Raw genomic sequence first — 23447 nt, 5'->3', positions numbered from 1 at the left:
GGTGTCTTGTCGATCATGCCGGGCTAGCTCCTGAGCTTGTAGCCGAAGCCGCGCACGGTCTCGATCCGGTCCTGGCCGATCTTGGCGCGCAGCCGCTGCACGTGGACGTCCACGACCCGGGTGTCACCGCCCCAGCCGTAGTCCCAGACCCGCTCCAGGAGCTTGTCCCGGGACAGCACGGTGCCCGGCGCCGACGAGAACTCCAGGAGCAGCCGCATCTCGGTCGGGGTCAGCGCCACCGGCTCCCCGCCCCTGCGGACCTCCATGCCCTCGGTGTCGACCTCCAGGTCGCCGAAGGAGAGCAGTCCGCCGCCGGCCCCCGCCTCGTCCCCGCGCTCGCCCGCGCCGAGACCCCCCGCGTGCCCGAAGCGGCGCAGCACGGCCCGGATGCGGGCCATCAGGACGGCGCCGTCGAAGGGCTTCGTCACATAGTCGTCGGCCCCGGCCTCCAGGCCCAGCACGACGTCGATCGAGTCGGCGCGCGCCGACAGCATGATGACCGGCACCGTCGACTCGTCGCGGATGCGGCGGCAGAGGCTGACCCCGTCCATGCCCGGGAGCATCACGTCGAGCAGCGCGATGTCCGGCCGCTGCGCCCGGAAGGCGTCCAGGCCGGACAGCCCGTCGGGCATGGCCGTCACCCGGAAGCCGTCCCGCTCCAGGGCGAGCTGGGTGGCCTCACGGATGACGTCGTCGTCCTCGACGAACAGGACATGGGTTTCGGCCATCGTGCGTGCCCTTCCGGGTCGGTGCGTTCTCTCGGTCCACGGCTCAGTCGGCGGGGGGCGCGCTCGGCGCGGGCTCGGTGCCCTCGCCGTCGCCGACGGCCCGGCTGTAGTCGTTGTGCACCCAGTCGTGCTGGGTGAACCTGTTCCCCGACCAGCGGTACGTGATCACGTCCTCGCCCGAGGGGTACGCGACCGGGTCGCCCTTCGCGTACACCTGCTTGGTGACGACCAGGTCGCCCCGGTCGATCGTGGCGTAGACGGCGGCGTCCTCGGCCATGAACACGTTCTCGTACCGGTCGCTCTCCCTGCGGTAGACGTACGTGCCGATGCCCACCGCGTCGCCGCACGTCATCACGTTGACCACGACGTCCGGCGAGGTGGAGTTCGTGAGGTTCCCGTAGGAGGCGTCCACCGGATAGGCGTCCGCGACGCACGGCTTCAGATCGCCCTTGAGCCGCTCGCCGATCTTCGGGTCGGCCTTCAGGAGCGCGATCGGGTCCACCCGCTCGGCCGACCGCTGCCCCTCGTCGGCGGACGCCGACGGGGTGGGCGCCGCGGCGGCGACCCCGTCCGTCCGGGCCGCGCCCTCGTCCCGGGAGCCCGTCCCGCCGGTGGAGCAGGCGGCCAGGGAGAGACCGACGGCGACGAGCCCGGCCGTCGCCGTGGCACTCGCCGCCTGGACCGTACGCCGAGGGCGGCGGCGCCCGGTCCCGTACCGGTCGTCGCCGCCGCTCGCTCCGCGCAGGCCCTCGTACGGTCTGCCGTCCGGTTCGCCGTCTAGGCCGCGCACCGCTCCCGACCCCCTTCGTCGCCTCGTACGGTCGTCCGCTCCCCGGTCCGGCCCAGGGCACGGGCGTCCAGGTCACGGCTCTCCAGCTCCTGACGGAGCCGGGCGAGCGCGCGGTGGAGCGTGGACTTCACGGTACCGGTCGACATGCCGAGCGCCGCCGCCGTCTCCTCCGTGCTCATCTGCTCCCAGTGCCGCAGGACGACGACGCTGCGCTGCTTCGGCGCGAGGACCTTCAGGATGTCCATGAGGAGGGCGCGGTCGGCGTGCTGCTCGGTCGGGTCCTCGACGCTCGCGTCGGGCAGCTGCTCGGTCGGCACCTCTTCGAGCTTGCGGGAGCGCCACCACTCGGTGCGGGTGTTGATCATGACGCGGCGCAGGTAGGCGTCGGCGAGGGACTTGTCGGCGATGCCGTCCCAGCGGCCGTACGTACGGGCCAGAGCCGTCTGGAGGAGGTCCTGGGCGTCGACGGGGTCGGCGACGAGACGGCGGGCGCTGCGCAGCAGCGCGTCCTGCCGCGTGCGTACGTACTCCTCGAAGTCGAGCACCTCGCCGTGCCTCATCCGAACCGCCTCCGAATCCCCGTGACCTGCTTCGTTCCTCGTGTCGTCGATGACGCTACGGAGCGGTTGTCACGGGGCTGTGCGGGGCAGCCGTCGGTGGACGCACGGCTACCCATCGGTTGTGTAACAGCGGGGGAGTAAAGGGTTTCGGCGGCAGGGACCCGGGGAGGGCGGCCCGCCCCGGGACGAGCGGTCCGGACCGGGCGCCCGTCCGGCGACGAGCGGTCCGGGAACGGCGCCCGGCCCGTGACGGGCGGTCCGGGCCCGTCCCGCGACGGCGGGCGGCGGGCCCGGACCCCCCGGCCCCGGGCTCAGGACAGCGGCAGCCGGTACAGGTCGCCGTCCAGGGGCTCCACGAGACCGTCCGCGACCAGCCCGTCCAGCGCCCTGGCCCGCTGCACCGGCTCGTCCCAGACCGCGTCCAGGGCCGCCTGCGGCACCGGCTCCGTCGAGTCCCTCAGCACGGCGAGCAGCCGCCCGCGCACCTGACGGTCGGTCCCGGCGTACGTCTGGCCCCGCCTCGGCGGACCGTCGTGCGCCGGCTTCCCCGCCAGCCGCCAGGCGCACCGGTCGGCGATCGGGCAGCGCCCGCAGTCCTCGCCCTTCGCCGTGCACACCAGCGCGCCCAGCTCCATCGAGGCGGCCGCCCAGCGGGACGCCGTCGCCTCGTCCCCCGGCAGCAGGGCGCGGGCGAGCCGCCGCTCGGCGGCCGTGGTCGCGTTCGGCGGGTACTGGACGCCGGTCGCCGCCCGCGCGAAGACCCGGCGCACGTTGGTGTCCAGGACCGCGTGCCGCTGTCCGTACGCGAAGGAGGCCACCGCCGCCGCCGTGTACTCGCCGATGCCGGGCAGCGCGAGGAGCTGCCCGTGGTCGCGGGGGACGTCGCCGTGGTGGCGCTCCGTTATGGCGACGGCCGCCGCGTGCAGCCGCAGCGCCCGGCGCGGGTAGCCGAGCCGTCCCCAGGCGCGGACCGCCTCGCCGGGGGCCTCGGCGGCCAGGTCGGCCGGGCGCGGCCAGCGCGCCAGCCACTGCTCGTACACCGGGAGGACCCGGACGACGGGGGTCTGCTGGAGCATGAACTCGCTGACCATGACGCCCCAGGCACCGGCCTCGGGGCGGCGCCAGGGCAGGTCACGGGCGTGCCGGTCGAACCAGGCGAGGACGGGCCCGTGGAGCTCGGCGGGGAGCGCCGGGTCGACGGGGGCCTCGGGCGTCGGGGGAGTGTCGATGGAAGTCATGGCACCCCCGATCCTGGCACGTCCGGGGCGTGATCAGTACGCGCCGTGGCGCGCGCGAGAGCGTCGCCCGGAGTGCGCGGGCGCATGCGCGGAGGCGTGCGCACTCGGCCCGCGCCCCGCGCACCACAGGACGGCCGAGCTCCTGCTGGACCGGGCCGTCTCCACCAGCGACCGCACGGGCCGCTCGGCGAGCCGCATCACCAGGAACGCCACCAGGGCGCCGAGCAGCAGACCGACGGTCACGTCGTGCGGGTAGTGGACACCGACGAAGACCCGGGAGAAGGCCATGAGCAGCGCCATCGGCACGGTCAGCCAGACCATCCCGCGCCAGGACAGCGCGAGCGCGATCGCGGCGGCCCCGGCGATCGCCGAGTGGTTGCTGGGGAAGGACCAGTCGCCGTGCGGCGGGCAGGCGACCAGCGAGACGGGCGCACCGGCGACGGCCCGGCACGGCCGTTCCTCGTCGACGAGCGACTTCGCCGCCTCGCTCACCACGTAACCGAAGCCGGTCGCGACCGGGGCGAGCAGCGCCAGCGCCATCACCCGGCTCGACCCCTCCCGGGAACGCCACCAGCCCGCGAGGAACAGCACACCGAAGAGCAGCAGCCCGAGCTCCGTCCACACCTCGGCGAGCCACTGGAACCAGTGCGGCGTGGAGTGGGCGAAGTCGGCGACGTCGAGATACAGACGGTCGGAGAGGTCGAGAAGGGTGTCCATGGTGCATGACGCTAACCGGAATCCGGAGTCCGCCGTCCCGGGCCGGCGGCCGGAACGACCCCGGGCGAACGCCGGAGGCCGGCGATTCGCGCCGGTTCCCTACGGTTTCCGGCAGGGATGCGGGAAAAGTTCCCGCACCCGACGGATGTGATCATCGGCAAAACTTGCGCTCTCCAGCGGCGGGTGGGGCGGGAGTTGGGCCGGATCTCTCGTAAGGTTCGGGTCGTGGGATCTTTGCGCAATCCGGTCGGGCCGCTTCCCTCCACCATCTACTGGCGACGGAGGGCGGTGGCGCTGTGCCTGGTGACGCTTCTCGCACTGCTCGCCGCCTGGGTCTTCACCTCCCGTGACGGCGGCGGGAAGAAGACGGACGACGGCGCCCACGGCGCGTCTCCCACCCCGCCCTCGATCACCCCGGGCCCCACCGGCTCGGGCCCGGCGATCAGTCAAAAGCCCGGCGGGCGCGACGAGTCGGGCGACTCCGGCGACAACGGCGGCTCCGCGGGCTCCGGTACGGACGAGGGCGCGGGCTCCGACGGCGGCTCCGGCTCCGGTACGGACGCGGGCGCCGACTCCGGCACCGCCGGCACCGGTACCGGCAAGAACGGCGACACCGACGGGGCCGGTGGCGACGGCGGCGCGGGCACCGGCGCCGGCCAGCAGGTCCCGGCTGGCTCCGCCCTCCCCAACTGCCCCGCCGGAGCACTGCGGTTGACGCTCCGCTCCACCAAGGTCACCTACGAGGCGGACGAGAAGCCCCGCTTCCACCTCGTCGCCGAGAACACCTCCGACACCACCTGCAAGGCCGACTTCGGGCCCCGCGCCGCGGTCCTGACGATCAGCGACGACCGGGACGACCAGGTCTGGTCCACCGCCGACTGCCCCCGGCCCGGGAACCCGCTCCTGCTGCGCGTCCCCGCGCACACCACCCTCACCCACACCGTCGAGTGGAACCGCGCCCGCAGCGCCCCGAACTGCGCGAGCGTCCCGCCGGGCCAGGCCGGCCCCGGCACCTACCTCGTGGAGGCGACGGTGCCGGGCGCCAAGGTGCTCCCGGCCTCGTTCCGGCTCGCCAAGGACTGAGAGCGGCCCGCGGCGGGTGCCGCGGGCCGGGGATCAGACGTAGCGCTCCAGGATCGAGGACTCCGCCAGGCGCGACAGGCCCTCGCGGACGCTGCGGGCCCGGGCCTCGCCGACGCCGTCGACGGTCTGGAGGTCGTCCACGCTCGCCGCGAGCAGCTTCTGGAGCCCGCCGAAGTGCTCCACCAGACGCTCGATGATCGCGCCCGGCAGCCGGGGCACCTTCGCCAGGAGCCGGTAGCCGCGGGGCGAGACCGCCGAGTCGAGCGTCTCGGGGGAGCCGCTGTAGCCGAGGGCCCGCGCCACGACCGGAAGTTCGAGCAGCTCGGTGTGGGTGAGCGCGTCCAGTTCGGTCAGCGCCTCGGCGACGGTCCGCGAACGCTTCGCCGTCGGCTCCGGCACGTAGTCCCGGACCACCAGCTCCCGCTCCGGCTCCACGCCCGCGATCAGCTCGTCGAGCTGGAGCGACAGGAGCCGTCCGTCGGTGCCGAGCTCGACCACGTACTCGGCGATCTCGGTGGCGATCCGGCGGACCATCTCCAGCCGCTGCGCGACCGCGGTGACGTCCCGGACCGTGACCAGGTCCTCGATCTCCAGGGCGGAGAGCGTGCCGGCCACCTCGTCGAGCCGCAGCTTGTACCGCTCCAGGGTCGCGAGCGCCTGGTTGGCCCGGGACAGGATCGCCGCCGACTCCTCCAGGACCCGGCGCTCACCGTGCACGTACAGCGCGATCAGCCGCATCGACTGGGAGACCGAGACGACCGGGAAGTTGCACTGCTTGGAGACCCGGTCCGCCGTGCGGTGGCGGGTGCCGGTCTCATCGGTGGGGATGGAGGCGTCCGGCACCAGCTGCACGCCCGCGCGGTGGATCTTGGTGATGTCCTTGTCGAGGACGAGCGCGCCGTCGAGCTTGCACAGCTCGCGCAGGCGCGTCGCGGCGAACTCGACGTCCAGCACGAACCCGCCGGTGCACATCGAGTCGACCGTCTTGTCCAGGCCGAGGACGATGAGACCGCCCGTGTTCCCCCGGAGGATCCGCTCCAGGCCGTCGCGCAGCGCGGTACCCGGCGCGACCGCGCTCAGGGCGGCGCGCATCAGCGCTTCGTTGCCGGAGCCCGCGCCGGACTTTCCAGGACCTGTTGCCCCGTCCTTGGCTGCCACTGCTCTCCTCCGGCTCGTACGGATGGGCGAGACCAGGGCAAAGTCTAGCGACACCGCTCCGCCGGGGGTTCGCTGATGCGACGCGCGGGTCCGTTCCGCACGGCCGGACCCCTTCACCCGGTCGCTCCCGAGCCGTGCCCGCGCCCCGGCGCGGGCCGTACCGGCGCCCGCATCCGGCCCGCGCGCCCGCCCGCGCCGTACGCACACGCACACCCCGACGGGGCGGCCCGGCCCGACGCTCCGACGTGCCCGCGTCCGACGTCTCCATGGCCCGCGCGAGGCGGCCGCCCGGCCCGGGCCCGCGCGCGGCAGCACCCGCGGCCCGGCCCCGTCAGTGACTCGGGGTCTCCTCGGCGGCCTTGCCGCGGCGGCTGCGCGGCAGCACCCGCAGCGCGTCCCCCACGTCCGCCACCTCCGTCACCTTCATCCCCGCCGGCACCTTCCCCGGGTCCACCGGGACCAGCGCGTGCGTGAAGCCGAGCCGGTGCGCCTCGGCGAGCCGCCGCTGCACGCCCGTCACCCGCCGCACCTCGCCCGCGAGCCCGACCTCCCCGATCGCGACCAGGTTCTTCGGCAGCGGCGTGTCGCTCGCCGCGGAGGCCAGCGCCAGCGCGATCGCCAGGTCGGCGGCGGGCTCGGTGAGCTTCACCCCGCCCACGGTCGCGCTGTAGATGTCCCGCTTGCCCAGCGCGCTGATCCGGCCCCGCTGCTCCAGGACCGCCAGCATCATCGAGACCCGGGAGGTCTCCAGGCCCGACGTCGTCCGCCGCGGCGAGGGGATCTGCGAGTCCACCGTCAGCGCCTGCACCTCGGCGACCAGCGGGCGCTTGCCCTCCAGGGTGACCGTCAGACAGGTGCCCGGCACGGCCACGTCACGCCGGGTCAGGAAGAGCCCGGAGGGGTCGGCGAGCCCGGTGATGCCCTCGTCGTGCAGCTCGAAGCAGCCGACCTCGTCCGTCGCCCCGTACCGGTTCTTCACGCCCCGGACCAGCCGCAGGCGCGCGTGCCGGTCGCCCTCGAAGCTCAGGACGACGTCGACCAGGTGCTCCAGGAGCCGGGGACCGGCGATGGCCCCGTCCTTGGTGACGTGGCCGACGAGGAGCGTCGACATGCCCCGCTCCTTGGACGCCCGGATGAGGGCGCCCGCCACCTCACGGACCTGCGCCATGCCACCGGGAGCGCCGTCGATCTCGGGCGAGGCGACGGTCTGCACCGAGTCCATGATCAGCAGCGAGGGCTTCACGGCGTCCAGGTGCCCGAGGACGGCCGACAGATCGGTCTCGGCCGCCAGGTACAGATGGTCGCTGAGCGCCCCGATCCGGTCCGCGCGCATCCGGACCTGGCTCGCGGACTCCTCGCCCGTGACGTACAGCGTGCGGTGCTCGTCGCTGGAGGCCTTGGCGGCCACGTCCAGCAGCAGCGTCGACTTGCCCACGCCCGGCTCGCCCGCGAGCAGCACCACGGCGCCGGGCACCAGGCCCCCGCCGAGCACCCGGTCCAGCTCGTCCACGCCGGTCGAGCGGGCGGTCGCCTGCCGGCCGTCGACCTGCCCGATGGGCAGCGCGGCGGTGGAGACCCGGCCGGCGGCGGTCGTCCGGACGGCGGGCGCGCCGTACTCCTCGACCGTCCCCCAGGCCTGGCACTCGGGGCAGCGGCCGAGCCACTTGGCCGTCTGCCAGCCGCACTCGGTGCAGCGGTAGGACGGCCGGTCCTTGGCGGTTTTCGTACGGGCAGCCATGGGCCACACCGTATCCGCCGCCACCGACAACGGCCGCCGTCCTCCACAGGGGGGACACCCGAAGGCACAGTGGGCGACGGAAACACCCGCTTCCTGTCCCCCTTCGAGCGATACCTTCACCCGTAAGAATGAGAATGGAGCAACCGGTACGAAAAGTGCCCCCCGCGCTGCCTACGGTCGCCCAGTGACGAGCAGCAGGCTGGATTCCCCCGCACGCACCACCGGCGCACACCGGGCGCACCGCGCCACGGGCCAGGGACCGCGCACGCTCGGCCGGCGTCCCCCCGCCCGCTACGAGGCGGCGCTCGACGGCCTCTTCACGTACTGCCTCTCCGTGCTCTGCGACCACGACACGGCCACCGCCGTCCTCGGTGACGTCCTCGCCGTCGCCGAACGCCACCACGGCCGCTGCCCCTCCGACGAGGACGGACGCACGGCCTGGCTGTACGCCCTCGCCCGCTGGGCCTGCCTGCGCAGCCTCGCCGAACAGCGCCGCAGACGCCAGGGCGCCCACACCGGCCGCCCGGCCGTCACCGCCCCCGAGCCGCCCCGGGTCTCCGAGGAGACCGCCGAACGCCGCCGCACCGAGCTCGCCCGCCTCGCCTGGCCCGAGGCCGCCGGCACCACGCCCGAGCAGCGCGAGGCCCTGGAGCTCGCCGTGCGGCACGGCCTCAGCCACCGCCAGGTCGCGGCCGTGCTCTCCCTCGACCCGGCCGCCGCCCGCGAACTCCTCGCCACCGCCGGCTGCGAGGTCGAACGCACCCGCGCCGCCCTCGCCGTCGTCGAGACCGGCAGCTGCCCCACCGTCGCCCGGCTCACTTGCGACCACCAGGTGCTCCTCTCCGCCGTCCTGCGCGCCGAGCTCGTCCGGCACGTCGACGACTGCCCCCGCTGCCGCCGCGCCGCCGAGCGCGTCGGCGCCACCGGTCCCTGGCCGGGCGCCACGGCCCTCCCGGCGGACCGCCTGCCGCTCGTCGAGGCGCCCAGGGCCGCCGCGTACATGGCGATGCTGCACGTCCCGCGCGCGCGGGCCGGCGCCCCGCGCTTCGCGCCGACCGGCTTCCCCATGGACCCGAAGGACCACGTCGCCCGCCGCGACCGGATGCGGGCCCGCGCGGTGACCACCACGGTCGTCGCCGCCGTGGTCGCCGCCCCCGTCCTCGCCCTGTGGACCTCCTACCGCGGCGCCTCCACGGAGGACACCGCCGGTCACGACGGGGCCAGGATCAGCGCGCGCGAGGCGGACGAACCGGTGGGCCCCGACGGCGGCCGCTACGAGAACGCGGGCAGCGCCCGCACCACCCCCGAGCCCGACTCCACCCAGGGCGGCCGCGCCCCCGACGTCTCCGTCGAGGTCGTCAGCCCCGGCGGCCCCACCGCACCGGCCCGGCCCGGCGAGCCCGCCCCCGGCTGGATCACGGTCACCGCCGCCGGCCGGGGCGACCTCACCCTGCTCACGCTCACCGCCTCGGGCGGCTCGCCCGTCGACTGGTCCCTGTGGACGGACGCGCTCTGGCTGTACGTGAGCCGGGCCTCCGGCACGCTCCGCCCCGGCGAGAGCGTCACGATCGCCGTCCGCGTCGACCACGCCCGCGAGCCCGTCGGCCCGTGGAGCGCGCGCCTGGGCGTGAACCCCTCGGGAGGGATCGTCCGGATCGACGGCTACCACCGGCCGCCCGACGACCGGGTCGTCCCGCGCCCGCCGGTCACGGCGACCCGTCCGACGCTGCCGCCGACGACGACCCCGCCCACCTCACCGCCGACGACCGAACCGACCACGCCGCCGACGTCCCCGCCCACGACGGAACCGACGACGCCGCCGACGACCGAGCCCACGACCCCGCCGCCGACCACCGAACCGACGACGGAGCCGACCACCCCGCCCCCGACGACCGAGGAACCCCCGCCCACGACCTCCGACCCGGGCACGCCCCCGTCGCCCGAGGACCCGCCGTCGTCGTCGTAGCCGACCGGGAACCGGACGGTCCGGTGCGGTTCAGCGACCGGTCGGCCCGGGGCGACTCAGCGACCGGGCCGGCCGGATGTGGCCGGGCGACCGGTCGGCCCGGCCCGGCGCGGTTACGCGACCGGGTCCGCCGGGTGCGGAGCCACCAGCGGCAGCGTCGAGGCGAGCCGCGCCTCGCACAGCCCGGCCAGCACCCCGTACGCCTCCTCGCCCATCATCTCGACGAGCTCCGGCCGGTACGAGACGTAGACCGGCTCGCCGCCGACGTGCGCCGACGTCGCCGTCGTGCAGTACCAGTGCAGATCGTGGCCGCCCGGCCCCCACCCGCGCCGGTCGTACTCGCCGATCGACACCTGGAGGACCTTCGAGTCGTCGGGGCGCTCGATCCAGTCGTACGTCCGCCGCACCGGCAGCTGCCAGCACACGTCCGGCTTCGTCTCCAGCGGCTCCCGGCCCTCCTTCATCGCCAGGATGTGCAGCGAACAGCCCGCGCCGCCCGCGAAACCGGGCCGGTTCTGGAAGATGCAGGACCCCTCCCAGCGGCGGGTCTGCCGGTCGCCGTCCTCGTCGAGCTGCACCCAGCCCGACTCCGCGCCCACGCCGTGGAACTGCCACAGCTCCGGGGTGAGCCGGGCCACGTGCTCCGCGACCCGCTTCTCGTCGTCCTCGTCGGAGAAGTGGGCGCCCAGCGTGCAGCAGCCGTCGTCGGCCCGCCCCTCCTGGATGCCCTGGCAGCCGTTGCCGAAGATGCAGGTCCAGCGCGAGGTCAGCCAGGTCAGGTCACAGCGGAAGACCTGCTCCTCGTCCGCCGGATCGGGAAACTCGACCCACGCGCGCGCGAAGTCGAGGCCCTTCTCGTCGGGCTCCCCGGCCGGGCCCCCCTTCTGCTTCCCGACCTTGACCGCCTTCACGGCCTTCGCCGCGTGCGCACTCCTGGCCGCCTTCGCAGCGCCGTCGCCGCCGCGGTCTTTGTCCTGCTTCGCCTTCTTCGTCTTTGGCACAGCACCAAGCGTATGACGACGGGCGCAGTAGCGTTCCGCCCATGAGACTCGGAGTCCTCGACGTCGGTTCGAACACAGTGCACCTCCTCGTGGTGGACGCCCACCCCGGCGCCCGGCCGCTGCCCGCCCACTCGCACAAGGCGGAGCTGCGGCTCGCCGAACTGCTCGACGAGCGGGGCGCGATCGCGCCCGACGGCGTCGAGCGGCTCATCGCGACCGTGCGGGACGCGCTCCTGGCCGCCGAGGACAAGGGCTGCGAGGAGGTGCTGCCGTTCGCGACCTCCGCGGTGCGCGAGGCCAGCAACGCCGACGCGGTCCTCGCGCGCGTGAAGGACGAGACCGGGGTCGACCTCCAGGTCCTCACCGGCGAGGAGGAGGCCCGGCTCACCTTCCTCGCCGCCCGCCGCTGGTTCGGCTGGTCCGCCGGCAAGCTGCTCCTCCTCGACATCGGCGGCGGTTCACTCGAAGTCGCGTACGGCATCGACGAGGACCCCGACACGGCGGTCTCGCTGCCCCTCGGCGCCGGCCGCCTGACGGCCGGCTGGCTGCCCGGCGACCCGGCCGACACCGCCGACGTGAAGGCCCTGCGCCGCCACGTCCGGGCGCAGATCGCCCGGACCGTCGGCGAGTTCAGCCGCTTCGGCCGCCCCGACCACGTCGTGGCCACCTCCAAGACCTTCAAGCAGCTGGCCAGGATCGCCGGCGCGCCCGGCTCCGGCGAGGGCCTCTACGTCCAGCGGATCCTGACCCGCAAGTCCCTGGAGGAGTGGGTCCCGCGGCTCGCCGCGATGAGCGTGCCCGAGCGCGCCGCGCTCCCGGGCGTCTCGGAGGGCCGCGCCGGACAGGTCCTCGCGGGCGCGCTCGTCGCCGAGGGCGCGATGGACCTGCTCGGCGTCGAGGAGCTGGAGATCTGCCCGTGGGCCCTGCGCGAGGGCGTCATCCTGCGCCGCCTGGACCACCTGCCGGAGCACTGAGGGACCGCACGGGGGCGGGGCCGGGCGTGAGCCCCTCGCGCAGGGCCGGGGCGGCGGCGGGCGTGACGGGAAGCACCCTCCGGCCCCCCGCCCGGCCCCGTACCCTGTTCCCCGTGGCAGAACCAGTGGTGCGCATCCCGGATGCGAAGGTCGCCCTGTCGACGGCCTCGGTCTATCCGGAGTCGACGGCGACGGCCTTCGAGATCGCCGCGCGCCTCGGGTACGACGGCGTCGAGGTCATGGTGTGGACCGATCCGGTCAGCCAGGACGTCGAGGCGCTGCGCCGGCTGTCCGACTACCACCAGGTCCCGATCCTGGCCGTGCACGCCCCCTGCCTCCTCATCACCCAGCGCGTCTGGTCCACCGACCCGTGGGTCAAGCTCCAGCGCGCGCAGGCGGCGGCCGAGCGGCTCGGCGCGTCCACGGTCGTCGTGCACCCGCCCTTCCGCTGGCAGCGCCAGTACGCCAAGGACTTCGTGACCGGCATCTGGCGGATGGCGGACGAGACGGATGTCCGGTTCGCCGTCGAGAACATGTACCCGTGGCGGTACAAGGACCGCGAGATGCTCGCGTACGCCCCCGAGTGGGACGTCACGAAGGACGACTACCGGCACTTCACCGTCGACCTCTCGCACACCGCGACCGCCCGCACCGACGCCCTCGCGATGATCGACCGCATGGGCGACCGCCTCGGTCACGTCCACCTCGCCGACGGCAGGGGCTCCGCGAAGGACGAGCACCTCGTCCCGGGGCGCGGCACCCAGCCCTGCGCCGAGCTCCTGGAGCGGCTCGCGCTCACCGGCTTCGACGGGCACGTCGTCATCGAGGTCAACACCCGCCGCGCGATGTCCGCCGCCGAACGCGAGGCCGACCTCGCGGAGGCCCTCGCCTTCACCCGGCTCCACCTCGCCTCCGCCGCCGCCCGCCCCGCCCCGGGCCCCCGCCCCGCCGAGCGGACCCCGCGCCCGTGACGGCCCCGGCCCCGCGTCGCACCGACAGGGCTTCCGCTCCGTCTCCACGTCCGACCGTCAGGACCCCCGCCCCATGACCGAACCGGCCCCCCGCCGGCGCGGCCGCCCCTCCCGCGCCGGGGAGGGGAGCGGCCCGGACACGCGGACCCGCATCCTGGAGGCGGCCCGCGCCCAGTTCGCCGAGCGCGGCTACGACAAGACCTCGGTCCGCGGCATCGCCAAGGCCGCCGGTGTCGACCCGGCGCTCGTGCACCACTACTTCGGCACCAAGGACGAGGTCTTCGCCGCCGCCGTCGAGGTCTCCTTCGAGCCCGCGGCGGTGCTCCCGGCGATCCTCGGCGGCCCCCGCGAGGCCATCGGCGAGCGGCTCGCCCGCTTCTTCATCGGAGTCTGGGAGAACCCGGCCTCCCGCGCCCCGCTCCTCGCGATCGTCCGCTCCGCGCTCACCCACGAGGCGGCGGCCAAGGTGCTGCGGACCTTCGTGCTGCGCCGTCTCCTGGAGCGGATCGCGGCCGAACTGGACGTGCCGGACCCGAGCTTCCGCGCGGAGCTGGCCGCCTCCCACATGATCGGGATCGTGATCATGCGGTACGTGATCCAGGTCGAGCCGCTGGCCTCGGCGGACCCGGAGCGGATCGTGGCGCAGGTGGCCCCGACGCTCCAGCGCTACCTGACCGAAAGCTGAACACTCGTCCCGCATTGCGGACACCCTGTCCAGATCTTGGAGCGTCGGCGTACGCTCGAATGCAAGCACACCCATCACTGAGGAGCGAGCGACGATGCCCGAGCTGAGGTCCCGCACAGTCACCCACGGCCGCAACATGGCGGGCGCACGCGCCCTTATGCGCGCCTCCGGTGTACCCGGCGCGGACATCGGCCGGAAGCCGATCATCGCCGTCGCGAACTCCTTCACCGAGTTCGTCCCCGGGCACACCCACCTCCAGCCGGTCGGCCGGATCGTCTCCGAGGCCATCACCGCCGCCGGCGGCATCGCCCGCGAGTTCAACACGATCGCCGTCGACGACGGCATCGCCATGGGCCACGGCGGCATGCTCTACAGCCTGCCCTCGCGCGACCTGATCGCGGACAGCGTGGAGTACATGGTCGAGGCGCACTGCGCCGACGCCCTGATCTGCATCTCCAACTGCGACAAGATCACCCCCGGCATGCTGATGGCGGCCCTGCGCCTGAACATCCCGACGGTCTTCGTCTCGGGCGGCCCGATGGAGGCCGGCCGCGCGGTCCTGGTGGACGGCTCGGTCCGCACGCTCGACCTGGTCGACGCGATGTCCGACGCCGTGAACCCGGCGATCTCGGACGAGGACATGCTCCGGATCGAGGAGAACGCCTGTCCCACCTGCGGCTCCTGTTCCGGCATGTTCACCGCCAACTCGATGAACTGCCTGACCGAGGCCATCGGCCTCTCCCTCCCCGGGAACGGCTCGCTGCTCGCCACCCACACCGCGCGCAAGGGGCTGTACGAGGACGCGGCCCGCACGGTCGTCGACATCACCCGCCGCTACTACGACGAGGACGACGCCTCCGTCCTGCCGCGCGCGATCGCGACCCGCGCCGCCTTCGAGAACGCCATGGCCCTCGACATCGCCATGGGCGGCTCGACCAACACGATCCTCCACCTGCTCGCCGCCGCCCAGGAGGCCGAGGTCGCCTACGGCCTGCCGGACATGGACGAGGTCTCGCGCCGGGTGCCCTGCCTGGCCAAGGTCGCCCCGAACGTCGCCAAGGACCGCACGTACTACATGGAGGACGTGCACCGGGCGGGCGGCATCCCCGCCATCCTCGGCGAGCTGTACCGCGCGGGCCTGCTCAACGAGGACGTGCACGCCGTCCACTCCCCCTCCGTCAAGGAGTGGCTGGAGACCTGGGACGTGCGCGGCGGCTCCCCGTCCGACGAGGCCACCGAGCTGTTCCACGCGGCCCCCGGCTGCGTCCGCTCCGCGACCGCCTTCTCCCAGTCCGAGCGCTGGGAGGCCCTCGACGTGGACGCGGCCGGCGGCTGCATCCGCGACGCCGCGCACGCGTACTCCAAGGACGGCGGCCTGGCCGTCCTGCACGGCAACCTCGCCGTGGACGGCTGCGTCGTGAAGACCGCCGGCGTCGACGAGTCCATCTGGACCTTCGAGGGCCCGGCCGTCGTCTGCGAGTCGCAGGACGAGGCCGTCCAGAAGATCCTCCTCAAGGAGGTCAAGGAGGGCGACGTCGTCGTCATCCGCTACGAGGGCCCCAAGGGCGGCCCCGGCATGCAGGAGATGCTCTACCCCACCTCGTACCTGAAGGGCCGCGGCCTGGGCAAGGCGTGCGCGCTGGTCACCGACGGGCGCTTCTCCGGCGGCACCTCGGGCCTCTCCATCGGCCACGCGTCCCCGGAGGCGGCCTCGGGCGGCACGATCGCGCTCGTCGAGGACGGCGACCGCATCCGCATCGACATCCCGAACCGCTCGATCGAGCTCCTGGTCGACGACGCCACCCTCGCGGCCCGCCGCGAGGCCCTGGGCGGCGTGTACGCGCCGAAGGACCGCGAGCGCAAGGTGTCGGCGGCGCTGCGGGCGTACGCGGCGATGGCGACGAGCGCCGACAAGGGCGCGGTCAGGGACGTGACGAAGCTGGGCTGACCCCGGCGGACAGCCACGACGAACAGGATGGAGGGGAGCGGACCCGTGGTCCGCTCCCCTCCGTCGTGTCCGGGCTTTCCCCCGCCGTGCTCGGGCGCCCGGCCCCCTTCCGCCGTACGCGGACGTCAGCCGCTCCCCTCCTGCCGTACGCGGACGTCAGCCGCCCACCCGGACGCCGGGCCGCGTCACCAGGACGCGGGATCGCGCGCGTCCACCGCGAACACCGAGCCGTCCGGCGCCGTCCCGAACACCCGGTCCCCGGCGACCAGCGGCGCGGGCACGAGGGTCGCGTACCCGAGGCGGCCGTTGCGCAGCCGCGGCCTGGTCTGGCCGACGACCGCCCCGCGCGCGGTGTCGACGGCCAGCAGCCGGCCGTCCTGGACGGAGAAGTAGAGCCGGTCGCCGGGGCCCAGGACCGGCGCGGAGACGTTGGCGGCGCCCGTCTCCAGGTCCCACACCACCCGGCCCTTCGGCGCGGCGGTGTCGAAGGCGGTGAGGTGCCCGTCGGCGTCGAGCAGATGGACGACGGCCCCGCGCACGGCGACGCCCCGGAGGTCCATCCGGTAGGGCAGCGCCACCGTGCGCACGGCGGCGTCCGCGCCCTCGCCGGGTCCCAGCAGGACCAGGGAGTCGACCAGCGAGGACTGGTAGAGGCGGGCCAGGACGAGCGTGCCGTCGCCGGTGCGGCCCAGCGGGTCGAGGTCGCCTTCCAGGTTCCGCTGCCAGACGGTCTCGCCGGTCGCGGGACGGACGGCCCCGACCCGGGTGTGCGAGCCGTCGAAGGAGGTCTCGGACACCGTGAGGAGACCGGACGGCCCGTCGTACGGCCCGGCGAGCGGCACCGTGAAGCCGGGCAGGCCGTGGCGCCACAGCTGCTCGCCGCTGCGGGCGTCGACCGCCCGGATGCCGCCGGTGCCGTCGGCCAGGACGACGGCGGAGCCGGCCGGCCGGTGGATCTCGGGCAGCTTCCCCCGCGCCGTCCAGCCGGGAGTCCCGTCCCCGGCCGCGTACGCCCGCAGGGGCCCCGTCGGAGTGGCCGAGCCGATCAGACCGTCCGCGAGGAGCACCGGCGCCCGGGGCGCCTCCTGCTCGACGGGCGCCGTCCGCGACCAGAGGATCCGCCCGGTCACCGGGTCGAGCCGGGCCAGACCGACGCCCCGGGCCGCGCAGTACAGCGCCCCCGGGCCGTGCACGCAGGCGGGCGCGGCGGAAGGACCGTGCTGCTGGAGCGCGGTGTGCCAGCCGGAGAAGGAGGTGGCCACCTCGGCCGGGCTCGTGGGCGTCTCGGGGGCGCGGTCGGCGGGGCGGCTGAGCGCCGCGTACAGACCGGTCGCGGTCAGCGCGAGCGCGGCGGCGACGGCGATCGTCGGGCGGGGCCGGATCCGCGCGAGGGACGGGATCCGCGGGCCGCGGCGGGGCGGGACCGGCGCGGCGGCCCGGACCGGCGTGTCCGCGTCCCACGCGGGCGTGGGGCCGTCGTCGGGCAGGGCGGGCCGCCGGCGCTGTGCCGGTATGAAGGCCTCCGCCGCGTACGAGGGCGGCAGCAGCGCCTGCATGATCTCGGCCGGGGTCGGCCGGTCGACGGGCTCCTTGGCGAGACAGCGGGCGACGAGCGGCGCCAGGTCCGCCGGCACGCCCGTGAGGTCCGGCTCGTCGTGGACGACCTGGTACGCCACGATGTACGGGCTGTCGGAGTCGAACGGGCCGTGCCCGGTCGCCGCGTGCACCAGCACGGAACCCAGGGCGAACACGTCCGCCGCCGGCCCGACCTCCCGGGGCCGCTGGAACTGCTCGGGCGCCATGAAGGGCGGCGAGCCGATCAGCTTGCCGGTCTCCGTGTGCAGATCGCTGTCGACCGGCCGGGAGATCCCGAAGTCGATGACCTTGGGCCCGGTGTCGGTCAGCAGGACGTTGCTGGGCTTGAGGTCCCGGTGGACGACCCCCGCCCGGTGGATGTCGCGCAGCGCCTCCGCGAGCCCGGCCGTCAGCCGGCGCAGCTCGGCCTGGGACAGCGGACCGTTCCGCTTCACCTGGTCGGCGAGCGTGGGCCCGGGCACGTAGAGGGTCGCCATCCAGGGGCGTACGGCATCGGGGTCGGCGTCGACGACCGGCGCGGTGAAGGCCCCGCTGACCCGGCGGGCGGCCGCGACCTCCTGGCGGAAACGCGCCCTGAACTCGGGGTCCTCCGCATACCGTGCGTGCACGACCTTGACCGCGAGCCGCAGCCCGGAGGCGGAGGCCGCGAGGTGCACGACGCCCATGCCGCCGGCGCCCAGACATGCCTGGAGGCGGTAGTCGCCCGCGTACTCGGGCTCCTCCGCTTCGCGGCCGGAACCGGTGCCGCGCAACGGTGGCATCGCCCACCCCCGTGTGAGTCCCCGTCACATCGCGCGCAGCCGCGCGACCCGACGGAGCCTAGTCGATGGCGTCCGGGAAGTCGGTGGGGCTTGCTAGCCTGCGCGTCGCGGAGAGTGAAACTCGGCGGAGCGCTTTTGCGCCAAGGGGGAGGACGCCATGACCACGCGCTACGAGGTCGCACCGGGATACCGGGTCAACGTGCGGTCGGGACCGGGCACCCAGTACCCGGTCGTCCGGTCGCTGGCACCGGGAGCCACCGTGGCGATCGCATGCCAGAAGTACGGCGAGTGGGTCTCCGGCCCGTACGGCACGACGAACATCTGGGACAACATCGCGGCGGGCGAGTACGTCTCCGACGCCTACGTCCACACGGGCAGCGACGGCATGGTCGCACCGCGCTGCGCCTGAGCCTCTTCACCGTCGCCCCTGGGATAATCGACCCTGTGAGCGACGCAGAGCAGACCCCGGCCCAGCACCACGACGGCACCGGCCCCCGGCCGGAGGAGATCCGCTTCTTCGGCACGACCTGGGTCGACCACGGCGGCGGCTACGCGCCGCGCCGCATCGGCCTCGCCGTCGGAGCCCTCGCCGCCGCCGTCGCGGGCTGCTTCGTGCTGCGCTTCGCCTACCAGGGCCTGCAGATCGCCGACGTCGGCGGCCTCGTCAACACGCTGGTCGTCCTCATGTTCGCGATCTGCAGCGCCATCGCCTTCGCCAAGACCTGGGAGGGCTTCGTCCGCCGCCCGGCCGACCCGGCCCGCGAGGAGTCCCTGCGCAGCCTGAAGGCGATCGGCTTCATCGGCTCCCTCCTCGCCTACGCCGCCCGCTGCCTCGTCGAGGCCCCCGGCGAGAAGCTGCGCCGCGCGGAGTACGAGACGGCCGTCGCCCAGTACGAGAAGCGCCGGTCCACCCGTACGGGCAACCCGGCGGCCCGCAAGAAGCCGAAGCGCAGGTAACCACCCACCGCCCCCTCCGCACGTCCGGATCCTTGACGCCCGGCACCCCCGGGCCCAGTATTCATCACATGATGAATAAACCGGCGGCCGAGGACCGCGGGACAGCCGCCACCGCAGCCGTCACCGCCCACCACCTCACCGCCACCCGAGGCGACCGCCCCGTCCTCCGCGGCCTCGACTTCACCGTCCCCGCCGGCCTCGTCACCGGCCTCCTCGGCCCCTCCGGCTGCGGCAAGACCACCCTCATGCGCGCCGTCACCGGCACCCAGGCCCACGTCACCGGCACCCTCCAGGTCCTCGGCCGCCCCGCAGGCGACCCCACCCTCCGCTCCCGCATCGGATACGTCACCCAGGCCCCCTCCGTCTACGACGACCTCACCGTCCGCCAGAACCTCGACTACTTCGCCGCCGTCCTGCTCCCCGGCCGGGCCCACCGCCACGACCGCCGCACCCACGTCGACCGCGCCCTCGGCGACGTCGACCTCACCGCCCACGCCGACGCCCTCGCCGGCCGGCTCTCCGGCGGCCAGCGCAGCCGCGTCTCCCTCGCCGTCGCCCTCCTCGGCACCCCCGAGCTCCTCGTCCTCGACGAACCCACGGTCGGCCTCGACCCCGTCCTCCGCCGCGACCTCTGGACGCTCTTCCACCGCATCGCAGCCGACCGGGGCACCACCCTGCTCATCTCCTCCCACGTCATGGACGAGGCCGAGCGCTGCCACCGCCTCCTCCTCATGCGCGAGGGCGAGATCCTCGCCGAGGACACCCCCGAAGCCCTCCGCCGCCGCACCGACACGGCCACCGTCGAAGAGGCCTTCCTCCACCTCGTCGACACGGCGAACCACCGAGCCGCCCACCAGGAGCCCCGCCCGTGAACGCGCACCGCACCCTCGCCACCGCCGCCCGCGTCCTGCGCCAACTCCGCCACGACCCGCGCTCGATCGCCCTGATGCTCCTCGTCCCCTGTCTGATGCTCTTCCTGCTCCGCTACGTCTTCGACGGAAGCCCACAGACCTTCGACAGCATCGGGGCCTCGCTCCTCGGCATCTTCCCGCTCATCACGATGTTCCTGGTGACCTCCATCGCCACCCTCAGGGAACGCACCTCGGGCACCCTCGAACGCCTCCTCGCCCTGCCCCTCGGCAGAGCCGAACTCATCACCGGCTACGCCCTCGCCTTCGGACTCGTCGCCGTCCTCCAGTCCGTCCTCGCCACCGCCCTCGCCGTCTGGTTCCTCGGCCTCGACGTCATCGGCTCCCCCTGGCTCCTCCTCCTGGTCGCCCTCCTCGACGCCCTCCTCGGCACCGCACTCGGCCTCTTCGTCTCCGCCTTCGCCGCGTCCGAGTTCCAGGCCGTCCAGTTCATGCCGGCCGTGATCTTCCCCCAGCTCCTGCTCTGCGGCCTCTTCACCCCGCGCGACCGCATGGCCCCCGCCCTCGAAGCGCTCTCCGACGCCCTGCCCATGTCGTACGCCGTCGACGGCATGAACCAGGTGCTCCGCCACCCCGACGTCACCGGCGACTTCGTCCGCGACACCCTCGTCGTCGCGGGCTGCGCCGTCCTCGTCCTCGGCCTCGGCGCCGCCACCCTCCGCCGCCGCACCGCCTGACCGCCCCTCGGACACCGCACGCACCCCGGACCCCACCGGTGAAAGGATGACCAAAAGGCCCCCTCCGGCGAGGTGAACAGACCCATGACCCAGACCGTCGCAGTCCTCGGCACCGGCAAGATCGGTGAAGCACTCCTCAGCGGCATGCTCCGCGCCGGCTGGCGCCCCGCGAACCTCCTGGTCACCGCCCGCCGCGCCGAACGCGCCGACGAGCTCCGCACCCGCTACGGCGTCGACACCGTCACCAACGCCGAGGCCGCCAAGCGCGCCGACATCCTCATCCTCGCCGTGAAGCCGCAGGACATGGGCCGCCTCCTCGACGAGCTCACCCCCCACGTCACCGCCGACCGCCTGGTCATCAGCGCGGCGGCGGGCATCCCCACCTCCTTCATCGAGGACCGCCTCACCCCCGGCACCCCCGTCGTCCGCGTCATGCCGAACACCCCCGTCCTCGTCGACGAGGGCATGTCCGTCATCTCCGCCGGCAGCCACGCCACCCCCGACCACCTCGCCCACACCGAGGAGATCTTCGGCGGCGTCGGCAAGACGCTCCGCGTCCCCGAGTCCCAGCAGGACGCCGCCACCGCCCTCTCCGGCTCCGGACCCGCGTACTTCTACTTCCTCGTCGAGGCCATGACCGACGCCGGCATCCTCCTCGGCCTGCCCCGCGCCCAGGCCCACGACCTCATCGTCCAGGCCGCCATCGGCGCCGCCGTGATGCTCCGCGACAGCGGCGAGCACCCCGTCAAGCTCCGCGAAGCCGTCACCTCCCCCGCCGGCACCACCATCAGCGCCATCCGCGAACTGGAGAACCACGGCGTGCGCGCCGCCCTGATCGCCGCCCTCGAAGCGGCCCGCGACCGCAGCCGCGAGCTCGCCTCCGGCAACGGCTGACCGACTACACCGCGGACGCGCCCTCCCGTACGCCCTCCAGCACGTCCGCCGTGGTCACGACCCGGGCGAACCGCCCCCCGTGCAGCGACACCGCCGTCGCCCGGGTCAGCTCCTCCGCCGTCCGCGTCCAGCCGAACGGCCCCGCGAGGTCGAAGGTGTGCATCGCGTCCAGCGCGAACAGCACCTCGTACCCCAGGTTCCCGCCCATCCGCGCGGTCGTCTCGTTGCACATGTTGGTCTGGATCCCCACGACCACGAACTGCCCGATCCCGGCACCCCGCAGCCACGCGTCCAGGTCCGGCTCCCCGTAGAAGGCCGAGTTCACCGACTTCACCACCAGCAGCTCGGGCCCCGCGCCCTTCCCCCGCCGCTCCTCGACGAAGTCCTTGAACGCGTTCCCCCCGGTCCCCGGCGCCAGCGGCGAACCCGCCTGCACGGAGTCGTGCCGCACGAGGACGACCGGCCGCCCCGTCCCCTGCCAGGCGTCGATCAGCGCCGCCATGTTCTCCTCGGCCCCGGGATTGTCCCGCCGCCCCCAGAACTCCTCCTCGAAGCCCTTCTGCACGTCGACGACCACCAGCGCTGCGTTCTCGTTGATCTCCATGCCCACGATCCTCCCGCCGGGAATGCCCCGTCCCCAGGGGGAGGAATGACAGCGACCGATGGTTAACTGCCAGCCGTGCCCCTGACACCCGCACCCCGCCCCCAGCGCATCGCCCTCGTCGCCTTCCCCGGCGTCCGCGCCTTCGACATCTCCGTCATCACCGAGGTCTGGGACAGCGACCGCACCCCCCGCGGGGTCCCGCCCTTCGAACTCCGCAGGACCGCCACCGACCCCCACACCCCCATCCCCCTCCGCGGCGGCCTCACCCTCACCCCCGACCGCCCGCTCACCTGGATCGACGACCTCACCCCCACCGACCTCGTCGTCGTCCCCGGCATCGAGGACCCCGACGCCGAGCTCCCCGCCCCCGTCCTCGACGCGCTCCGTCGCGCCCACACGGCCGGCACCCCGGTCGCCTCCCTCTGCGCGGGAGCCTTCGTCCTCGCCCGTGCCGGCCTCCTCGACGGCCGCCGCGCCGTCACCCACTGGCACCTGGCCCGCACCCTGGCCACCCGCCACCCGGCCGTCCGCGTCGAACCCGACGCCCTCTTCGTCGAGGACACGGGCATCTGGACCTCGGCCGGCACCGCCGCCGGCATCGACCTCTGCCTCCACCTCGTCCGCACGGCCCACGGAGCCGAAGCCGCCGCGACGGTCGCCCGCTCGATGGTCACCGCCCCCTTCCGTACGGGGACCCAGGCCCAGTTCATCGAGCACCCCACGCCCCGCGCCGACCGCGACGCCGACGCCCTCGCCGCCGTACGCGCCCACGCCCTGGCCCACCTCGCCGAACCCCACACCGTCGCGAGCCTGGCCGCGTGCGCCGGCATGTCCCCCCGCTCCTTCGCCCGCCACTTCCAGGCGACGACGGGGACCACTCCGCTCCACTGGCTCATCACCCAGCGGGTCGCCGCCGCCCAGAAGCTCCTCGAACGCACCGACCACCCGCTCCCCGAGGTGGCCCGCCGCGCGGGCTTCGGCAGCGAGGTCACCATGCGCCAGCACTTCGCCTCCCACCTGGGCACCAGCCCCCGCGACTACCGCCACGCCTTCCGCCACCCGGCGAGCGGAGGGCCCACCGACCAGGGTTGACACGGAACCCCGCCATCCGTAATGTTCTCCGAGTTGTCCGACGTGAGCACCGACTCCGGTCGGCCCCGGACAGCCATTCCGCAAGATCCACAGAAGCTGACGATGCTTTGTCGCGCCGTCGTGCTTTCCGTGCGTTTTTGCGAAATGAGGAATCCGCGTTCGAAGGTCTGAGCGCAAGCCGCCCGATTAGCGTCGGGGGCAGGGAATCCGCTAAAGTCTCACTCGTCGGAACGGCCCAACAGCCGGAAAGACAAATCCCGCTGACTGGGAATCAGACGCCGAAAGGATCTGATAGAGTCGGAAACGAAGGAAGCGCCCGGAGGGCCTGGAAACAGGAACGAAGGAAGCGTCCGCACCTTGAGAACTCAACAGCGTGCCAA

Annotated in this window: 21 protein-coding genes and 1 pseudogene; 12 read left to right on the top strand and 10 right to left on the bottom strand. The window is 74.1% G+C overall.

The annotated features are described in order from the left end of the window. Positions 1 to 23 precede the first annotated feature (23 nt). The 5 genes from cseB to ACFYXU_RS28280 all read right to left on the bottom strand — a co-directional run bounded on the left by cseB (position 24) and on the right by ACFYXU_RS28280 (position 4033). A complete protein-coding gene (gene cseB, locus ACFYXU_RS28300; RefSeq protein WP_329854647.1) occupies positions 24 to 728 on the bottom strand; it encodes a two-component system response regulator CseB in 705 nt (234 codons plus the stop codon). A gap of 43 nt (positions 729 to 771) precedes the next feature. Further along, positions 772 to 1518: a hypothetical protein gene (locus ACFYXU_RS28295; RefSeq protein WP_376515217.1), complete on the bottom strand. Its 747-nt coding sequence runs from the start codon at positions 1516 to 1518 to the stop codon at positions 772 to 774. Then, positions 1506 to 2078 carry a SigE family RNA polymerase sigma factor gene (locus tag ACFYXU_RS28290; protein ID WP_189803317.1) on the bottom strand — a complete coding sequence of 191 codons (573 nt, stop codon included), beginning with the start codon at positions 2076 to 2078 and terminating at the stop codon, positions 1506 to 1508. Before ACFYXU_RS28290 ends, ACFYXU_RS28295 begins: the two co-directional genes overlap by 13 nt. Positions 2079 to 2389: 311 nt before the next feature. After that, positions 2390 to 3316, bottom strand: coding sequence for an A/G-specific adenine glycosylase (locus ACFYXU_RS28285; protein ID WP_329854643.1), 927 nt, complete (start codon positions 3314 to 3316; stop codon positions 2390 to 2392). Positions 3317 to 3349: 33 nt separating this feature from the next. Next, positions 3350 to 4033 (bottom strand): phosphatase PAP2 family protein, encoded by a 684-nt coding sequence (locus ACFYXU_RS28280; protein ID WP_329854641.1) that lies wholly within the window; start codon positions 4031 to 4033, stop codon positions 3350 to 3352. A gap of 225 nt (positions 4034 to 4258) precedes the next feature. On the opposite strand from ACFYXU_RS28280, the gene ACFYXU_RS28275 reads away from it, so the two are divergent. Beyond that, positions 4259 to 5116 (top strand): hypothetical protein, encoded by an 858-nt coding sequence (locus tag ACFYXU_RS28275; RefSeq protein ID WP_389460597.1) that lies wholly within the window; start codon positions 4259 to 4261, stop codon positions 5114 to 5116. A 33-nt stretch (positions 5117 to 5149) separates the two neighbouring features. Here ACFYXU_RS28275 and disA read toward each other — a convergent pair whose 3' ends face one another. Further along, positions 5150 to 6274: a DNA integrity scanning diadenylate cyclase DisA gene (disA, locus tag ACFYXU_RS28270; RefSeq protein ID WP_361405658.1), complete on the bottom strand. Its 1125-nt coding sequence runs from the start codon at positions 6272 to 6274 to the stop codon at positions 5150 to 5152. Between the two features lie 331 nt (positions 6275 to 6605). Next, positions 6606 to 8012, bottom strand: a complete 1407-nt coding sequence (radA, locus tag ACFYXU_RS28265; RefSeq protein ID WP_376515221.1) for a DNA repair protein RadA — start codon at positions 8010 to 8012, stop codon at positions 6606 to 6608. Between the two features lie 184 nt (positions 8013 to 8196). Here radA and ACFYXU_RS28260 point away from each other — a divergent pair, with 184 nt between their 5' ends. After that, positions 8197 to 9978 (top strand): hypothetical protein, encoded by a 1782-nt coding sequence (locus tag ACFYXU_RS28260; RefSeq protein WP_389460595.1) that lies wholly within the window; start codon positions 8197 to 8199, stop codon positions 9976 to 9978. A gap of 113 nt (positions 9979 to 10091) precedes the next feature. Here the strand turns inward: ACFYXU_RS28260 and ACFYXU_RS28255 are convergent, their stop codons facing one another. Continuing rightward, positions 10092 to 10889 carry a hypothetical protein gene (locus ACFYXU_RS28255; protein ID WP_361405697.1) on the bottom strand — a complete coding sequence of 266 codons (798 nt, stop codon included), beginning with the start codon at positions 10887 to 10889 and terminating at the stop codon, positions 10092 to 10094. Positions 10890 to 11020: 131 nt separating this feature from the next. Between ACFYXU_RS28255 and ACFYXU_RS28250 the strand changes: the two genes are divergently transcribed. The 4 genes from ACFYXU_RS28250 (at position 11021) to ilvD (ending at position 15557) form a co-directional block, all read left to right on the top strand. Continuing rightward, complete coding sequence (locus ACFYXU_RS28250) at positions 11021 to 11953, top strand: Ppx/GppA phosphatase family protein (protein ID WP_329854636.1); 933 nt, start codon at positions 11021 to 11023, stop codon at positions 11951 to 11953. Positions 11954 to 12066: 113 nt separating this feature from the next. After that, positions 12067 to 12924 (top strand): sugar phosphate isomerase/epimerase family protein, encoded by an 858-nt coding sequence (locus ACFYXU_RS28245; protein WP_376515225.1) that lies wholly within the window; start codon positions 12067 to 12069, stop codon positions 12922 to 12924. A 73-nt stretch (positions 12925 to 12997) separates the two neighbouring features. Further along, positions 12998 to 13609, top strand: a complete 612-nt coding sequence (locus tag ACFYXU_RS28240; protein WP_389460592.1) for a TetR family transcriptional regulator — start codon at positions 12998 to 13000, stop codon at positions 13607 to 13609. Positions 13610 to 13703: 94 nt separating this feature from the next. Continuing rightward, entirely contained in the window at positions 13704 to 15557 is a 1854-nt protein-coding gene (gene ilvD / locus ACFYXU_RS28235) for a dihydroxy-acid dehydratase (protein WP_329854632.1), read from the top strand. Between the two features lie 185 nt (positions 15558 to 15742). On the opposite strand, the gene ACFYXU_RS28230 is transcribed toward ilvD, so the two are convergent. Further along, positions 15743 to 17914, bottom strand: coding sequence for a PQQ-binding-like beta-propeller repeat protein (locus ACFYXU_RS28230; RefSeq protein ID WP_389460590.1), 2172 nt, complete (start codon positions 17912 to 17914; stop codon positions 15743 to 15745). A 163-nt stretch (positions 17915 to 18077) separates the two neighbouring features. Between ACFYXU_RS28230 and ACFYXU_RS28225 the strand changes: the two are divergent. From ACFYXU_RS28225 to proC, 5 genes and pseudogenes are all read left to right on the top strand, one after another. After that, a pseudogene (locus ACFYXU_RS28225) lies at positions 18078 to 18323 on the top strand (SH3 domain-containing protein); the annotation flags it as partial. 35 nt (positions 18324 to 18358) lie between these two features. Then, positions 18359 to 18871: a hypothetical protein gene (locus ACFYXU_RS28220; RefSeq protein WP_376515231.1), complete on the top strand. Its 513-nt coding sequence runs from the start codon at positions 18359 to 18361 to the stop codon at positions 18869 to 18871. A gap of 71 nt (positions 18872 to 18942) precedes the next feature. Continuing rightward, the gene (locus tag ACFYXU_RS28215) at positions 18943 to 19743 is read left to right on the top strand and encodes an ABC transporter ATP-binding protein (RefSeq protein ID WP_376515240.1); all 801 of its coding nucleotides are present in this window, start codon (positions 18943 to 18945) and stop codon (positions 19741 to 19743) included. Continuing rightward, on the top strand, positions 19740 to 20477 hold the full coding sequence (locus tag ACFYXU_RS28210) for an ABC transporter permease (protein WP_389460587.1): 738 nt from the start codon (positions 19740 to 19742) through the stop codon (positions 20475 to 20477). The genes ACFYXU_RS28215 and ACFYXU_RS28210 overlap by 4 nt, the downstream gene beginning before the upstream one ends. 84 nt (positions 20478 to 20561) lie before the next feature. Then, on the top strand, positions 20562 to 21371 hold the full coding sequence (gene proC, locus ACFYXU_RS28205) for a pyrroline-5-carboxylate reductase (RefSeq protein ID WP_389460585.1): 810 nt from the start codon (positions 20562 to 20564) through the stop codon (positions 21369 to 21371). Between the two features lie 4 nt (positions 21372 to 21375). Here the strand turns inward: proC and ACFYXU_RS28200 are convergent, their stop codons facing one another. Further along, a complete protein-coding gene (locus ACFYXU_RS28200; protein ID WP_389407656.1) occupies positions 21376 to 21975 on the bottom strand; it encodes a cysteine hydrolase family protein in 600 nt (199 codons plus the stop codon). 75 nt (positions 21976 to 22050) lie between these two features. On the opposite strand from ACFYXU_RS28200, the gene ACFYXU_RS28195 reads away from it, so the two are divergent. Further along, entirely contained in the window at positions 22051 to 23067 is a 1017-nt protein-coding gene (locus tag ACFYXU_RS28195; RefSeq protein ID WP_389460583.1) for a GlxA family transcriptional regulator, read from the top strand. Positions 23068 to 23447: the final 380 nt, after the last annotated feature.

Source organism: Streptomyces sp. NPDC002232, assembly GCF_042890295.1.
Classification (GTDB): Bacteria; Actinomycetota; Actinomycetes; order Streptomycetales; family Streptomycetaceae; genus Streptomyces.
Note: the sequence above shows the minus strand (reverse complement) of the source record. Positions and strands in the feature narration are given on the sequence as shown.

Coding starts and splice junctions, on each gene's coding strand:
- ACFYXU_RS28280 (WP_329854641.1), bottom strand. CDS start 4,033: ATGGACACCCTTCTCGACCTCTCCGACCGTCTGTATCTCGACGTCGCC.
- radA (WP_376515221.1), bottom strand. CDS start 8,012: ATGGCTGCCCGTACGAAAACCGCCAAGGACCGGCCGTCCTACCGCTGC.
- ACFYXU_RS28215 (WP_376515240.1), top strand. CDS start 18,943: ATGAATAAACCGGCGGCCGAGGACCGCGGGACAGCCGCCACCGCAGCC.
- proC (WP_389460585.1), top strand. CDS start 20,562: ATGACCCAGACCGTCGCAGTCCTCGGCACCGGCAAGATCGGTGAAGCA.
- ACFYXU_RS28200 (WP_389407656.1), bottom strand. CDS start 21,975: ATGGAGATCAACGAGAACGCAGCGCTGGTGGTCGTCGACGTGCAGAAG.
- ACFYXU_RS28230 (WP_389460590.1), bottom strand. CDS start 17,914: ATGCCACCGTTGCGCGGCACCGGTTCCGGCCGCGAAGCGGAGGAGCCC.
- ACFYXU_RS28250 (WP_329854636.1), top strand. CDS start 11,021: ATGAGACTCGGAGTCCTCGACGTCGGTTCGAACACAGTGCACCTCCTC.
- ACFYXU_RS28290 (WP_189803317.1), bottom strand. CDS start 2,078: ATGAGGCACGGCGAGGTGCTCGACTTCGAGGAGTACGTACGCACGCGG.
- ilvD (WP_329854632.1), top strand. CDS start 13,704: ATGCCCGAGCTGAGGTCCCGCACAGTCACCCACGGCCGCAACATGGCG.
- ACFYXU_RS28240 (WP_389460592.1), top strand. CDS start 12,998: ATGACCGAACCGGCCCCCCGCCGGCGCGGCCGCCCCTCCCGCGCCGGG.
- cseB (WP_329854647.1), bottom strand. CDS start 728: ATGGCCGAAACCCATGTCCTGTTCGTCGAGGACGACGACGTCATCCGT.
- ACFYXU_RS28285 (WP_329854643.1), bottom strand. CDS start 3,316: ATGACTTCCATCGACACTCCCCCGACGCCCGAGGCCCCCGTCGACCCG.